Below are 14,244 nucleotides of genomic sequence, written 5' to 3' on the forward strand. Positions count from 1 at the left end.
ATGAAAGCGCCATTGCAATACAATTGCAATGGCGCTTTTTATTTATGTATTATAAACTATTTTCGTCATTCAAAGCATCCCACCTATGTATATTATTCATGCCATTGCCAATTGGTTACATCAGCAAAGCTGGCTGGAACTGGTAGGTGTGTTCACCGGTTTGCTGTGTGTATACCTGGCGGCACGTAATAATATTTGGAACTGGCCTTTTGCTATTGTTAACACTGCTATTTATATCTACATTTTTGCTAAAGCAGCATTATATGCCGATATGGGGCAAAACGCTTACCTGTTCATCATCAATATATATGGATGGTACTACTGGAGCCGCAGATCGGCAAACGCACCCAAGCAGCCGGTTGTGCTTATCAACCGCAAACAAATATTGGCTTTGGTGCTTATTGCAGCGGTAGTAACACCTGTGTTAGGATTTCTATTGGTCAGCTTATCGTCCGTATTGCACTACCAGCCGGCGGCTTATCCTTATTTGGATAGTTTTTGCACGGTGGTAAGCCTTACTGCCCAGGTATACATGGCTCGTAAGGTGGTCGAGAATTGGTTGATTTGGATTTTTGTGGATATCATTTATGTAGCCATCTACTTTACCAAAGGCTTGCAGCCTACAGCTATTATGTTTGCCATTTATGCCGTACTAGCATTGCTGGGGTACTTAGATTGGCGAAAAGATTATAGAAAGCAACAGAACAACGTATCTTTGTAAGGCTACTTCATGAACAACAACAACATCCTTAAAATAGCAGTAGTAGGCCCCGAGTCTACCGGTAAATCGGCTATGTCGGCCTATCTGGCAAAGCATTATGAAACCGTTTGGGTACCCGAGTATGCCCGCGAGTATTGCGCAAAGCTTACCGGCGATTGTACCTGGCAGGATGAAATTAATATGTATCACGGGCAAGTAGCGCTCGAAAAAGAACTACTGCCGCAAGCCAATAAACTTCTCATCTGCGATACAACGTTTATCACCATAAAAATATGGAGCGAGCAGATGTTTGGCCGCGCCCCGCAAGAAGTACTGGATGCACTACCCCAGCACCCGTACGATTTTTACCTTCTTTTAAACATTGATCTGCCTTGGGAAGATGATCCTCTCCGTAACTTTCCAACCATGCGCGAGCACTTTATGGCTGTTTGGCATAAAGAGTTGCAGGCGCTTAATGCACCTTATACCGTTATTTCGGGCTTGGGGCAGCAGCGCTATGACCATGCTGTTGAGGCTGTTGACAATTTTCTTAAATAATTTTCATAATTTATTAGCATTCGTGCAACGTAGTAAAAAATGCTGCGTCTATTACTACGAAAGCTAATCACAATTGGAATCCTTATACGTAGACAAGCATTATCAACTGGTGGTTGAGTGCAAGCAGGGAAGCAAAAAGGCCTGCTACGAGCTGTACCGTTTGTATTCTAAAGCCATGCTAAACGTGGCCTTTAGGATATTGAACAACCTTGATGAAGCCGAGGATGTGCTGCAAGAGGCATTTCTGGACGCTTTCAATAAGGTAAAGGATTTCAGACAGGAAACCACTTTTGGGTTGTGGCTCAAACAAATTGTAGTGCACCGCTCTATTAACCTGTTGCGCAAACGCAAGCTGGAGTGGATTGAAATGGAAAGTGAGCAACTTGAAAATATTGCAGAAGAGGAATGTGAGGATGATGATGAAGTACAATATAGAGTAGCCCAGGTGAAAGAAGCCATGAAAGAGCTGCCCGAGGGGTATCGGGTGGTGTTGTCGCTTTACCTGCTGGAAGGTTACGATCACGAAGAAATAGGACAAATATTAAACATAACAGAAAATACCTCAAGAACACAATTTTTGAGGGCTAAAAGAAAGCTAAGCGAAGTGTTAAAAATGAAAGGAGTAGCATTATGAGTAAGCGATTAGAGGAGTTCATAAAGGCCAATCGCGAGGAGTTTGATGAAGTAGTGCCCCGCCTGGATTTATGGAGTCGTATAGAAAAGCAATTGCCTGCCGAGGTGGCAGATGAGCCAAAAAAGCGTGAAGCCAAAACCTTTTCATTAGGTTTTGTATTGCGGGTAGCCGCTATGATTATACTGGTAATGGGTGTTGGTTTTGTGATATACCTGCGTAATCAGCAAAAAGCCGGGGTAGACTTGGCTGCCATTAACCCAGCGTATGCCAAACAACAAATGCAATATGCATCATTAATTGAAACCAAACGTACCGAGCTGAAGGAACTGACCAAAGGCGACCCGCAGCTGTACAAAGAGTTTAGCGGCGAGCTGTCGAAAATGGATTCATCTTATACCCGATTGAAACGCGATTTAGCCACCAGCCCTAATCAGGAGCGTGTTTTACGTGCAATGATCCGGAACTTGCAAATACAAACCGAGGTGCTAAATCAACAGCTACAGGTAATTGAACAATTTAAGCAAATCAAAAACGAACAAAATAATGAAACCAAAAATATTTAACCTGAAACCTCTAGCACTAATTGGGCTGCTGATGGTGGCGCATGCCGGTTTTGCGCAGCAGGCGTCTGGCAGTACCGATACCAGCAAAGATTACCACAAGCAAATGGATGACTTGCGCAGCCAAATGCGCGATTTGCAAAAGCAAATGAGTAAGCTGCAATCCGAAGAGTTTAAAAAGCAAGCTAAAACTTTACAAGAGTCGACTAAGCTACAATCCGAAGAGTTTAGAAAACAAGCTAAAGCCTTACAGGAATCGGCTAAAAAGCTGCGCGAAAGTGCCCAGTACTACAGCTATGATTTAAGCGACCTGAATAAAAACCTAGGTAATTTAAATGGTTTAGGTATTTCGCCAAATATACATATATCACCCATTGCACCTTTAACGCCTGCAACCGGTTTTAATTTTAACTACAGTGATGCAGATATCAGGAAGCAGATTCAAACCGGCGAGCTGAAAGAAAAGGTAAAAACTTACAGCAAAAGCTATAGTGTAGATCGTGATGATAAATTGCAGATCAGTAACCGCTATGGCAAGGTAACCGTTAATACCTGGAATAAAAACGAGGTAAAGGTTGATGTAGAAATTAAAGCTATTGCGAATGAGGAGGATCAAGCACAAAAGCTGCTGGATCAGGTAAGTATTACCGACAGTAAGGAAAATTCGTTGGTGTCTTTTAAAACTAATATAGAAAGCAGCAGTAACCGCACTTTTGTAATAGGCACCCTTTTTAACGGTAGTAAAACTACAGTGCGCCGTATGGAGGTGAACTATACAGTATATATGCCTACCAGAAACCAGCTACAAGTAAGCAACCGTTATGGTGCTACCATATTGCCCGATTTGTCTGGCAAGGTAATCATCGATAACGCTTATGGTAGCTTTGTGGCCAAAAACCTGTCAAATCCGGGTAACGAAATTGTGGTTAAATACGGCAGCGCTGATATTGAAAACCTGAACAGCGGTGAACTGAATATAGCCTACGGCAGTCTGAAACTAGGCGAAGCGGATAAATTAAACGCCAATGTAAGCTATAGTTCGGCTACTATTGGCAGACTAAAAACATCGGGTACCTTAAATATAAGGTACTGCGGCGGCCTAAATATTGCCGATCTGGATAAAAATTTAAGAAACCTGTCGGTTACCTCGTCTTACTCTAACGTAAAAGTTGGCCTGGCCGAAAATGATAATGCCGACTTTGATATTACCACCCATTACGGCAGCTTTAATTATGGTGATAAAGTAATAAACATTGTTAATAAAACACCGGGCGATGAAGAGCGTGGCTGGACATCAACCAAAACCTATAAAGGCAAGGTGGGTAAAGGTAATGCTGATAAGTTGATCGTTATCCGGTCAAACTATGGCAGCGTTAAGTTTGATTAATTAAAATAAAAGTGGCGAGCACTTGCAAACCCTTGTCAGTACGGCAAGGGTTTTGTTATTTAGTAGCAGTAACAACTGCCGTTTAATGGAACTACTTACCAACCCCGAAGCTTGGGTATCATTAGCCACCTTAACTATTCTGGAAATAGTACTGGGTATCGATAACATAATCTTCGTGTCTATACAGGCTGGCAAACTGCCTGTCGAACAGCAAGACCGGGGCCGCAAACTGGGGCTGGCCATGGCTATGATTACCCGGATTTTGCTGCTGCTTTCCATCAGTTGGATTATGAAACTGAAAACGCCGTTATTTAACCTGGCACATGTATTCAACATTACCGGTAGTTGGGAAGAAAAGCTGGCCATATCTGGTCGGGATTTGATATTGCTGATTGGTGGGTTGTTTTTGATTTACAAAAGCATTCAGGAAATACATGAAAAGATTGACGGCGGCGGCGAAGAGGAAGAAACGGATGCCAAGGCGCATTCTTTTTGGGGTACCATTGTGCAGATCATGATTTTGGATATTGTCTTTTCGCTCGATTCTGTAATAACCGCTGTGGGGTTGGCCGATCATGTGGAGGTGATGATAGCCGCTGTAGTCATATCGGTAGGTATTATGCTTTGGGCATCCGGCCCTATTGCCAATTTTGTAAATAGGCATGCTACCGTAAAAATGCTGGCGTTGTCGTTTCTGCTGGTCATCGGTATATCCTTGCTCACCGAGGCTTTTGACCAGGAAATACCCAAAGGATACATCTATTCGGCCATGGCCTTTGCGATGCTGGTGGAAGCGCTTAATTTAAAAAGCCGTTCTAAAAAGCAATCGAAGATTGAGGGTGTGGGTAAAAAGTAGGCTAAAGATAAAGTATTTTGTGGCGGCCTTTATAAAAGTGGAATGTCATCTCGAACGACAGTGAGAGATCTTTTGGAATATGCAATTTAATAATCGCTTTCCAAAGATTTCTCGTTGTCACTCGAAATGACATTTTTAATATTTGTTCAAAGCCTTTTTAAAGATTACTTCCGGTTATTTCTTCCCTTACCTTTTTCGGCAAGCTTTTCACGATCAATTCATACGAATGGTCTATCATATCGCACAGCTGTTTGCGGTTAAGGGTTCCATCGGTGTAAACGGTGTTCCAATGCACTTTATTCATGTGATAGCCGGGCTGCACTTCACTGAACTGTTCGCGTAGTTCGACGGCCCGCTCCGGGTTGCATTTTACATTGAAGCGATTACCGGTTGAGAGGCCAATCAGCAAAAATATTTTACCACCGGCTTTAAATACCAGCGTTTCGCTGTCAAACGGAAAGCTTTCTTCCACACCGCGTTTCAACAGGCAATAATCGCGCAATTCTTCAACATTCATGATGTATTAAAGTAACACAATTTTGATGTTGCTAACCAAAAATAAAATTCCACATTTGCACAGATACAACGGAATATGATGAATACACCATTGAACTTTACTGTTACCGAGCGCTTTTTGCGTTATGTAACTATTGATACCCAATCCAACCCCGAATCGCCCACTTATCCATCCACCGAAAAACAAAAGAACCTAGGCAGAGTGCTGGTGGATGAATTGCAGGCGTTAGGCATCAGCGATGCGCATCTGGACGAATATGGGTACGTATATGCTACCATTCCGGCTAATACAGATAAGGCCGATGTGCCGGTAATTTGCTTTTGCTCACATATGGACACCTCGCCCGATTGCAGTGGCGAAGGGGTAAAACCCATCATCCACCAAAACTATCAAGGTCAGGATCTGGTATTGCCCGATGATCTTTCACAAGTATTAAAACAAGGCAATCATCCCGAACTGAAAAACCAGTTGGGTAACGATATTATCACTGCCAGTGGTACTACCTTACTAGGTGCCGATAACAAAGCCGGTGTAGCCGAAATTATGGATGCTTGCTACCAACTGGTAAATCATCCCGAAATAAAACACGGCACTATTAAAATATTGTTTACGCCCGATGAGGAAATTGGTCGTGGTGTAGATAAAGTAAACTTAGAGAAATTAGGCGCTTTTGCAGCTTATACCATAGATGGCGAAACGGCCGGCAATATAGAAAATGAAACTTTTTCGGCCGATGGTGCCAAGCTGATTATCAACGGCGTAAGTGCACACCCCGGCTTTGCCAAAGGCCAGATGGAAAGCGCCATTAAAATAGCCGGGCAAATTGTTGCCGCCTTGCCTTTTGAATTATCGCCCGAAGGTACTGAGGGTATGCAGGGCTTTGTGCACCCAGTAGGGATACAGGGCCATGTGGAACAGGCTACCATTGAATTTATCATCCGCGATTTTGAAGAAGCCAAACTACAGCAACATGCCGACGTAATTAAGCAGGTAGCCGATGATGTACTTAAAAACTTCCCGAACGCTACTTATATACTACAGGTAAAAGAGCAGTACCGCAATATGAAACAGGTGCTCGATCAGCATCCGCAAATTGTGGAGTACGGTATGGAAGCCATTCGTCGCGCTGGTTTAGAAGCCAAGTTGTGCAGTATCCGTGGTGGTACGGATGGGTCGCGGTTATCGCTTATGGGCTTGCCTACACCCAATATTTTTGCGGGTGAGCATGCCTTTCATGGCCGGCAGGAATGGGTGTCGGTACAGGATATGCAAAAAGCTGTCGAGACCATTCTGCACCTCTGTGCTGTTTGGGAAGAACGCAGTTAAAATATCTCAAAGCCTCATTATAACCACAATGAGGCTTTTTTAATCCGGCAATTCTGAATTTACAGATTTGATTACCTTTGCGGCATGGCATCTGTGAAACCTTCTGTACCCAAAGGCATGCGCGATTTCTCGCCGGCCGATATGGTAAAACGTAACTATATATTTGACACCATTAAATCTGTTTTCCGCAAATACGGCTATCAGCAAATAGAAACGCCTACCATGGAAAACCTAACCACTTTAATGGGTAAATATGGTGAAGAAGGCGATAAGCTTATTTTCAAAGTACTAAACAGCGGCGATTATCTGGCCAAAGCTAACGACCAGGCACTAACTGACCGCAATGCGCAAAAGCTGACCGCATCTATATCCGAAAAAGCGCTTCGTTATGATTTAACCGTTCCCTTTGCCCGTTATGTGGTACAGCACCAAAATGAAATTGCTTTTCCGTTCAAGCGGTTTCAGGTGCAGCCGGTTTGGCGGGCTGATCGTCCGCAAAAGGGTCGTTACCGCGAGTTTTACCAGTGTGATGCCGACGTGGTAGGTTCTGATTCCTTATTGAACGAGGCTGAATTTGTGTTGATTTATGACGAAGCGTTAAGCCAACTGGGTTTGAAAGATTTCACCATCAAAATCAATAACCGTAAAATATTATCAGGCATTGCCGAAATTATAGGCAAACCCGAACTAATAGTAGAGATGACGGTAGCTATAGACAAGCTGGATAAGATCGGTTTGGATGGTGTAGTAGCCGAACTGTTGACCAAAGGTTTTACACAGGAAGATATTGACCGCTTGGAACCGGTAATATTACTGGAAGGTACTAATGCCGAAAAGCTGGAAAAGCTAAAAGCCATTTTAGCCACATCATCTGTAGGATTGAAAGGCATTGAAGAACTGGAAACTATTTTTGCCTACCTGCAAAGCTTTACCCTGCAAAAAGCCACTGTTGAGTTGGATATTACACTGGCCCGTGGCTTAAACTATTATACTGGTGCCATATTTGAAGTAAAAACCAATGAAGTGGCCATGGGCAGCATTGGCGGTGGCGGCCGGTATGATGATTTGACCGGAATGTTCGGCCTAAAAGGGTTAACTGGTGCCGGTATATCTTTCGGAGCCGATCGTATTTATGATGTACTGGAGGAATTGAACCTATTCCCCCAAGCAAGCAATCAAACCACCCGTGTGCTGATTTGCCCGTTTGATAAAGACGGTGAAATTTATGCACTGCCTTTATTGCAACAACTCCGCACACAGGGCATCAACGCCGAGTTATATCCGGCCGGTGCAAAAATTAAAAAGCAGCTGGACTATGCCAACAATAAAAACATTCCGTATGCGGTAATGATTGGCAGTGATGAAATGCAAAGCGGCCTGTTAACCGTAAAAGATATGGTTAAAGGCGAACAGGAAAAGCTCAATACCGACGCTATTATTGAAAAAGTAAAAGCATAAGTACCTGTTCAATTTAAAATAAGAAAAGCCAGCAGAGTAGTACTGCTGGCTTTTTTTATTTGTAGCTTCATTAGCTTTATTGCCACTATTGTTTTATGCCATTAATATAGATCTCGGGCGCGTTTTTAGCCTGTCCGCCTTTTTCTATTGCTGCGGGTGATAACTTTTGTTGAGTGGTGATATAAGTTTTGTTGGTAACGCCACCGTTTTGCCCGTTCCATTCAATTTTATAGGGTTTCTTTAAACCGGTTAGTATGTTATTTGATATCACGTTAACCGGGGTTGAGTTATAATCAAACTGCGTAACATATATACCCGTCATTTGCGCATTAAGAGTGGCTGGCTGACTTAGAGTATTGTTTTCAATAACCACACGACCGTTGCTGTTCGTATCACCTGCCTTGATAATAAAACTACGGGAAGGTGCCGGCCGGGTAATGGTAAACGTATTGTGGTCAATTTGTACTAATTGGTTGTTGTTAAAAGCCAAATCGAGTACAACATTGCTGAGTTTGTTGTGGCTAAAACGAATACTTTGCGCTGGTCCGTGCTGGTCAATAGCCCCTACACCCTTTACTGCTGTAAAAGTATTGTTAGTAAAGGTAATCGTCCGGTTGTCGGGCGTTTGAGCTGAATTGTTAATTCGAGCCAGCGGGTAAGTGGCATTGGTTTGACTAACCTTGTTGCCATTAAAAACAACATTTTTATTAAAATGAAACGTGGCCAGAGCCCCATTGCGGCAATTGCTTACCGTATTATTATTGGCTTGGCTGTTAAAGCAGCCTTCAAAATCTATCCCTACATCTCCGCAGTTACTAACCCTGCAGCGGCTCACTGTAATGCCGTCGCCCATGCTGCCCCAAATGCCACCTTCGGTTACACTACTAACCGTTACATTGGTAACTTGTCCGGTCTTAGATAGCCGTGGATTAGACAACGCGCCATCCTTTTGCGGGTTGCTGTCGCCGCCCCACCATTCCACCCCATGGTGGTAGCCCGTGAAAGTAGAGTTAAGTACTTTCCAGCTATTGGCATATTCTAAATAAATACCCATTACAACGGCTGTGCCGGTTCCGGTACAGTTGTTAACAGTAATGCTGCTGCTACCTGATCTTTGCCCATCAGCTATCTGCCGGTACGATGCGTTGCTAACCACACTGTGCAAAATGCCGCATTGGCTGGCAGTTATCCGGCTAACGGAAACCTGTCGGCAGGCATCATTCAATAACAGTGCATACACCGGTTTACCCAATACTTTATTAGCAAACGTGATGGTACTAATTGCAATATTGGTTTTGGCATTGGCTACAAAAAAGCCTTCGCCAATAAAGCCAGCCCGATTAGTAAAGGTAGTTCCGGTTATGCCAGTAATAATATTGCCTGATGTGAGTTCAACACTACGGCTAAAAAGGTAAGTGCCTTTCGGAAAATAAAGCGATTTATACTTAGCCAATGCTTGCTGTACTTTGGTAGTTACATCACTCTTGCCGTCGCCAGATATGCCTAGCTTATTAACATTAACTGCCTGTTGCACATCAGTCAAGGCATAGCTACTATTCAGCGCCGCCGCATTGCTAGATAACCAACCAAGCGTCAATAATGCAGCCGTAACATACACAATTATCTTTCTGCACATAGTTATTATACATCATGCTCCCTTAAAAGTTTAATTTAAAAGATGGAATGGTATTCCCTACAGGTTAACCTTGTGAAGAATTATGCAAAGTTAAATTACAGATTAGATACCAAAGATTTTAAAAACTGCTCGGGTATTTCGATATGTGGAATATGGCCGCAATTATCAAATTCTACTAGTTTACAACCCGGAATCTTTTTAGCTGTAGCCGGACCTAATATTTTGTATTGTCCGTGTTTGGCTTTTTCTTCTTCGCTTAGCAAGGCCTTGCCTACAATGGTTTTATCTTCTTTACCTATAAATAAAACGGTGGGTACTTTTAACAAGCCAAACTCATAACAAACGGGCTGTTCATAAATCATTTCAAAAGTTAATGCCGCTACCTTGGCATACCGCGGAAAGTCGGCACTTTTACTTACGCCAGCACCAATTTTTACCAGGTAATTATACTCGGGCTTCCATTGGGTAAAGTACGAGGATTGGTAATATTTCTTTACGCTTTCAAAACTGGTTTTCAACTCGGCAACATAATCCTGCTCGGCTGATTGGTAAGGTACAAATGTGCGGTAATCTTCCAGGCCAATGGGGTCTTTTAATAGCAGCTTTTCTACGGTCTGCGGATACATCAGTGCAAAGCGGGTAGCCAGCATGCCGCCCATAGAGTGGCCCATCAGTGTAATTTTAGATACGCCTAAAGTATCCAGCAGGTTTTTGTTGAACCGGGCGAGTTTATGAAAGCTGTAATGAATAAAGGCTTTGGATGATTTACCGAAGCCAATCTGGTCGGGTACTATAACGCGGTAGCCCTGTGCCGATAGGGCTTTAATAACGTTTGTCCAGTAATAGCCGCCAAAATTTTTGCCATGAAACAGCATAGCAGTTTGGCCATTTGGTGTGGCCGGTTTAATATCCATATACGCCATGCGTAAATCCTGTCCTTCGGCTTGTACGGTCAGAAATTTAACCGGGTATGGATATTTTACGTTCTCGAGGGTAATGGATAATGTATCGGGTTGTGCTGCTACACGCATCCACCCTAATACCAGTAAAAATATAAACGCTGCTTTTTTGCACATACTCATCATACATAAGTTGGGTTGAATTTGTTTATCCAACGTAAGTCTGTTGGCTCCGTTATATACTCTTGATGCTATTCTCTGTATCTTTGCCTTTATGACACCAGCAGAAGTGAACGCCAAGTGGAGCCAGTTGCAGCAACGCATTGCCGAAGATTTTGACACTGATAAGCCCGACATCAAAGTGATGTTGTTTTTAATAGGGGTACAAGAGCTGGGGCAAGGCCCCCGAAAATTCAGCAAGCGTCAAAAAGAAGAGCTGATGCATATTGCCAATTGCAAGCTGTTTAGTCAGCTGGGCTTTTATGAGCTGGAAGGGCAGGATCAGGATGGCTGGCCGCATTGGAAACTGGTAAAACCTATTCCCAGCTACACCTTACTGGAGCAGGAAATGCTGATGAAATCGCTGATTGTTACTTATTTTGACGAAATGGAAGCTTAATAAATATGAAGAAACTATTTACCTTATTACTTTTATTAGTTACGATTACAGCTTGGGCAAAGCCGCCAAAAAACCAATACGTTCGTATTAAAACAACGTATGGGCAATGCATTATCAGGCTATACAATCAAACCCCTAAACACCGGGATAATTTTGTAAAGCTTGCCAAGCAGGGCTTTTATAACGGTACGCTGTTCCATAGGGTTATCCAGAACTTTATGATTCAAGGCGGCGATCCAGATTCCAAATCGGCCAAGCCCGGCCAGGAATTGGGCAATGGCGATTTGAAGTATACTGTTGATGCCGAATTTAAAGATAGTTTGTTCCATAAGCGTGGCGTACTGGCCGCCGCCCGGGATGATAATCCAGCCAAAGCATCCAGCGCCAGCCAGTTCTATATTGTGGAAGGTCGCCGGTTTACCGATGGCCGTTTAGATACCTTAGAGCAAACCCGGTTGAAAGGTCGTAAAATACCTACCTGGCAGCGCGAGTATTATAAAACCGTAGGCGGCGTACCGCACCTCGACCAAAATTACACCGTTTATGGAGAAGTGATAAGCGGCCTTGATATGGTAGACCGTATTGCAGCCGTGAAAAAAGACCAGCGCGATAGACCCGAGCAAAATGTGCCTATGACGGTAGAACTGCTCAGCAAAAAGGAATGCAAGCAGCTGGATAAAATACTAGATTTAAATACGGATAAAACGGCTTTAGGCTTATAACGCCTCTTTAAATTTGGCCTAACTAATTTAAAAATGAAGATCATCACTTATAATGTAAACGGCATACGTTCGGCCATGACCAAGGGCTGGCTTTCTTGGCTGCAAGCAACCGATGCGGATGTGATTTGCCTGCAGGAAATTAAAGCCACGCCTGATGTGCTGACCGAATATTTATTACTGGTTAACCAGATGGGCTATCAGCACTACTGGTATCCGGCCGAAAAAAAGGGTTATAGCGGTACCGCCATATTTACCAAACAAACGCCCAAGCATGTAGAATACGGTTGTGGCATTGCCGATTTTGACCGAGAAGGCCGAAACCTGCGGGTTGATTTTGAAGACGTATCGGTGATGAGCGTTTACTTCCCGTCAGGATCAAGCGGAGATGAACGGCAAGGGTTTAAATACCGTTTCTTAGATGAATTTGGTGCTTACCTGAACCAATTGAAATGGGCCTATCCAAAGCTGGTGGTATCCGGCGATTATAATATTTGCCATAAACCCATTGATATTCATAACCCTAAATCAAACGCCAACTCATCAGGATTTTTACCCGAAGAACGCGCCTGGATGGACGAGTTTGTCGATTCAGGATTTGTGGACAGCTTTCGTCACGTAAACAAAGAACCGCATAACTATACATGGTGGAGTTTCAGAGCCAACGCCCGCGCCAAAAACCTGGGCTGGCGTATTGATTATAATATGGTTACCTCCGAATTGCAAAGCCAAATTAAGCGTGCGGCCATTTTGCCCGAAGCTAAACACTCCGACCATTGCCCGGTGCTGTTGGAGCTAAGTATCTGATTTATATAAAGCATATTTATAAATGTCAATAAAACAAAAGGCTGATGCTTAATGGTGTCAGCCTTTCGTTTTGTCATATATCATCATGTATGATAAGTTTACAAGAACTTGTTGTTGGTGAAGTGCAATAGTGACCATATTTCGCAATTCACGCTACATTTTCTATAAACGCTCTTTAAAGCTGTATATAATAGTTACATTTAGGTTAAGCCAAGTTACCTACATCTATAACCTGAATAATTTATTGTATGGCGCTGTTAACAGTACTGTTTAGCATTATTTTGTTAATTGTCTTAGTCAGCTGGGGTAAAATTACACCCTTTCTGGCTTTTCTGCTGGTATCTGTTGCCGCAGGCCTAATGCTGCAACTACCACCGGTTAAAATTTTGGCTGCTATACAAAAAGGATTGGGCGATACATTAGGTTCGCTAACCATAATAGTATGCCTGGGTGCTATGTTAGGCAAATTGGTGGCAAGCAGCGGTGCCGCACAAAAAATTGCCGAAGTGCTGGTGAATGCCGTTGGCGAAAAATATATTCAATGGGCGCTGTTATGTACCGGTTTTGTCATCGGCATACCGCTGTTTTACGGGATCGGGTTCGTACTAATGGTTCCGCTTATTTTTTCTATCGTATACAAATACAAGTTGCCGGCCGTATACATTGGGTTACCTATGCTGGCTTCACTGTCGGTAACGCATGGCTTTTTGCCGCCTCATCCGTCTCCTGCTGCGTTGGTGGTACAGTTTAACGGAAATATGGGCATTACATTACTTTATGGCATTGCTATAGCTATTCCGGCTATTGTTATAGCCGGACCTGTATTTGCACAAACGCTCAAAACTATTCCCTCCAGTCCGTTGGCTACCTTCCGGCCTGATGATTTGCCGTCTAAACAACTGCCTGGTGCAGTTAACAGTTTTTTAACTGCATTGCTGCCGGTTATCCTATTAATGCTTACGTCGCTTTTGCCTTATGCCTGCAAGATGCCGCCCATTATAAGTAAATGGCTTTTGTTTATCGGCGATCCGTCGGTAGTTATGTTGATGGCTTTAGGTGTAGCCACCTGGAGCTTAGGTATACGGCAAGACAAAACCATGTCGCAGCTAAGTATAATTTATGTAGATGCGGTGAAAGATATCGCCTTGATATTGCTCATCATCGGTGGTTCGGGTGCTTTTAAGCAAGTGTTAATTGATAGTGGTATCAGTACGCAGATTGCCGGTCAATTGCAAAGCTTCAACATGCATCCGCTTATTTTAGGTTGGGTAATTGCAGCCATTATCCGTGCCAGTTTAGGTTCGGCAACGGTGGCTGGCTTAACGGCGGCAGGCATCATGTCGTCAATAGTTTTGCACCATCAGGTAAACCCCAACTTAATGGTGTTGGCTATAGGTGCGGGCAGCCTGGCCTTTTCGCATGTGAATGACTCAGGGTTCTGGCTGTTTAAAGAATATTTTAACTTGAGTATTAAAGATACATTCAGATCGTGGTCAGTAATGGAATCTATTATTGCTGTTATGGGTTTGGTGGGCGTAATGGTGTTGAATCTGCTATTAAATTGAATT

15 protein-coding genes are annotated in these 14,244 nt (G+C 43.3%); 12 read left to right on the forward strand and 3 right to left on the reverse strand.

The window, feature by feature from the left end; translation table 11 throughout:
• The first annotated feature begins 85 nt into the window (after nt 1-85).
• From pnuC to GPM24_RS06565, 6 genes are all read left to right on the forward strand, one after another.
• Nucleotides 86-721, forward strand: coding sequence for a nicotinamide riboside transporter PnuC (gene pnuC / locus GPM24_RS06540; protein ID WP_158825911.1), 636 nt, complete (start codon nt 86-88; stop codon nt 719-721).
• A gap of 9 nt (nt 722-730) precedes the next feature.
• Complete coding sequence (locus GPM24_RS06545; RefSeq protein WP_158825912.1) at nt 731-1,258, forward strand: AAA family ATPase; 528 nt, start codon at nt 731-733, stop codon at nt 1,256-1,258.
• Between the two features lie 73 nt (nt 1,259-1,331).
• Nucleotides 1,332-1,892, forward strand: a complete 561-nt coding sequence (locus GPM24_RS06550) for an RNA polymerase sigma factor (protein WP_158825913.1) — start codon at nt 1,332-1,334, stop codon at nt 1,890-1,892.
• Nucleotides 1,889-2,455: a hypothetical protein gene (locus GPM24_RS06555; RefSeq protein ID WP_158825914.1), complete on the forward strand. Its 567-nt coding sequence runs from the start codon at nt 1,889-1,891 to the stop codon at nt 2,453-2,455. Before GPM24_RS06550 ends, GPM24_RS06555 begins: the two co-directional genes overlap by 4 nt.
• Entirely contained in the window at nt 2,436-3,839 is a 1,404-nt protein-coding gene (locus tag GPM24_RS06560) for a hypothetical protein (RefSeq protein ID WP_158825915.1), read from the forward strand. The genes GPM24_RS06555 and GPM24_RS06560 overlap by 20 nt, the downstream gene beginning before the upstream one ends.
• Before the next feature lie 85 nt (nt 3,840-3,924).
• A complete protein-coding gene (locus GPM24_RS06565; RefSeq protein ID WP_158825916.1) occupies nt 3,925-4,695 on the forward strand; it encodes a TerC family protein in 771 nt (256 codons plus the stop codon).
• Nucleotides 4,696-4,852: 157 nt separating this feature from the next.
• Here GPM24_RS06565 and GPM24_RS06570 read toward each other — a convergent pair whose 3' ends face one another.
• Nucleotides 4,853-5,212: an MmcQ/YjbR family DNA-binding protein gene (locus tag GPM24_RS06570; protein WP_158825917.1), complete on the reverse strand. Its 360-nt coding sequence runs from the start codon at nt 5,210-5,212 to the stop codon at nt 4,853-4,855.
• Nucleotides 5,213-5,287: 75 nt separating this feature from the next.
• Between GPM24_RS06570 and pepT the strand changes: the two genes are divergently transcribed.
• On the forward strand, nt 5,288-6,538 hold the full coding sequence (pepT, locus tag GPM24_RS06575; RefSeq protein ID WP_158825918.1) for a peptidase T: 1,251 nt from the start codon (nt 5,288-5,290) through the stop codon (nt 6,536-6,538).
• A gap of 84 nt (nt 6,539-6,622) precedes the next feature.
• Nucleotides 6,623-7,996, forward strand: a complete 1,374-nt coding sequence (gene hisS, locus GPM24_RS06580; protein ID WP_158825919.1) for a histidine--tRNA ligase — start codon at nt 6,623-6,625, stop codon at nt 7,994-7,996.
• A gap of 85 nt (nt 7,997-8,081) precedes the next feature.
• Here the strand turns inward: hisS and GPM24_RS06585 are convergent, their stop codons facing one another.
• On the reverse strand, nt 8,082-9,632 hold the full coding sequence (locus GPM24_RS06585; RefSeq protein ID WP_158825920.1) for a right-handed parallel beta-helix repeat-containing protein: 1,551 nt from the start codon (nt 9,630-9,632) through the stop codon (nt 8,082-8,084).
• A 95-nt stretch (nt 9,633-9,727) separates the two neighbouring features.
• Nucleotides 9,728-10,717, reverse strand: coding sequence for an alpha/beta fold hydrolase (locus GPM24_RS06590; RefSeq protein WP_233268747.1), 990 nt, complete (start codon nt 10,715-10,717; stop codon nt 9,728-9,730).
• Nucleotides 10,718-10,805: 88 nt separating this feature from the next.
• Between GPM24_RS06590 and GPM24_RS06595 the strand changes: the two genes are divergently transcribed.
• The 4 genes from GPM24_RS06595 (at nt 10,806) to GPM24_RS06610 (ending at nt 14,241) form a co-directional block, all read left to right on the forward strand.
• Nucleotides 10,806-11,150 (forward strand): hypothetical protein, encoded by a 345-nt coding sequence (locus GPM24_RS06595; protein WP_158825921.1) that lies wholly within the window; start codon nt 10,806-10,808, stop codon nt 11,148-11,150.
• Nucleotides 11,151-11,155: 5 nt separating this feature from the next.
• Nucleotides 11,156-11,872, forward strand: a complete 717-nt coding sequence (locus GPM24_RS06600; protein WP_158825922.1) for a peptidylprolyl isomerase — start codon at nt 11,156-11,158, stop codon at nt 11,870-11,872.
• A gap of 33 nt (nt 11,873-11,905) precedes the next feature.
• Entirely contained in the window at nt 11,906-12,676 is a 771-nt protein-coding gene (locus tag GPM24_RS06605) for an exodeoxyribonuclease III (RefSeq protein ID WP_158825923.1), read from the forward strand.
• A 248-nt stretch (nt 12,677-12,924) separates the two neighbouring features.
• Nucleotides 12,925-14,241: a GntT/GntP/DsdX family permease gene (locus GPM24_RS06610; protein ID WP_158825924.1), complete on the forward strand. Its 1,317-nt coding sequence runs from the start codon at nt 12,925-12,927 to the stop codon at nt 14,239-14,241.
• Nucleotides 14,242-14,244: the final 3 nt, after the last annotated feature.

The organism is Mucilaginibacter lacusdianchii, assembly GCF_009770985.1.
GTDB classification, from domain to species: domain Bacteria; phylum Bacteroidota; class Bacteroidia; order Sphingobacteriales; family Sphingobacteriaceae; genus Mucilaginibacter; species Mucilaginibacter lacusdianchii.

What these genes read in the sequence shown, in the direction of transcription:
- pnuC (WP_158825911.1), top strand. Translation starts at nt 86, where the DNA reads ATGTATATTATTCATGCCATTGCCAATTGGTTACATCAGCAAAGCTGG.
- GPM24_RS06545 (WP_158825912.1), top strand. Translation starts at nt 731, where the DNA reads ATGAACAACAACAACATCCTTAAAATAGCAGTAGTAGGCCCCGAGTCT.
- GPM24_RS06555 (WP_158825914.1), top strand. Translation starts at nt 1,889, where the DNA reads ATGAGTAAGCGATTAGAGGAGTTCATAAAGGCCAATCGCGAGGAGTTT.
- GPM24_RS06560 (WP_158825915.1), top strand. Translation starts at nt 2,436, where the DNA reads ATGAAACCAAAAATATTTAACCTGAAACCTCTAGCACTAATTGGGCTG.
- GPM24_RS06565 (WP_158825916.1), top strand. Translation starts at nt 3,925, where the DNA reads ATGGAACTACTTACCAACCCCGAAGCTTGGGTATCATTAGCCACCTTA.
- GPM24_RS06570 (WP_158825917.1), bottom strand. Translation starts at nt 5,212, where the DNA reads ATGAATGTTGAAGAATTGCGCGATTATTGCCTGTTGAAACGCGGTGTG.
- pepT (WP_158825918.1), top strand. Translation starts at nt 5,288, where the DNA reads ATGATGAATACACCATTGAACTTTACTGTTACCGAGCGCTTTTTGCGT.
- hisS (WP_158825919.1), top strand. Translation starts at nt 6,623, where the DNA reads ATGGCATCTGTGAAACCTTCTGTACCCAAAGGCATGCGCGATTTCTCG.
- GPM24_RS06585 (WP_158825920.1), bottom strand. Translation starts at nt 9,632, where the DNA reads ATGTGCAGAAAGATAATTGTGTATGTTACGGCTGCATTATTGACGCTT.
- GPM24_RS06590 (WP_233268747.1), bottom strand. Translation starts at nt 10,717, where the DNA reads ATGATGAGTATGTGCAAAAAAGCAGCGTTTATATTTTTACTGGTATTA.
- GPM24_RS06595 (WP_158825921.1), top strand. Translation starts at nt 10,806, where the DNA reads ATGACACCAGCAGAAGTGAACGCCAAGTGGAGCCAGTTGCAGCAACGC.
- GPM24_RS06600 (WP_158825922.1), top strand. Translation starts at nt 11,156, where the DNA reads ATGAAGAAACTATTTACCTTATTACTTTTATTAGTTACGATTACAGCT.
- GPM24_RS06605 (WP_158825923.1), top strand. Translation starts at nt 11,906, where the DNA reads ATGAAGATCATCACTTATAATGTAAACGGCATACGTTCGGCCATGACC.
- GPM24_RS06610 (WP_158825924.1), top strand. Translation starts at nt 12,925, where the DNA reads ATGGCGCTGTTAACAGTACTGTTTAGCATTATTTTGTTAATTGTCTTA.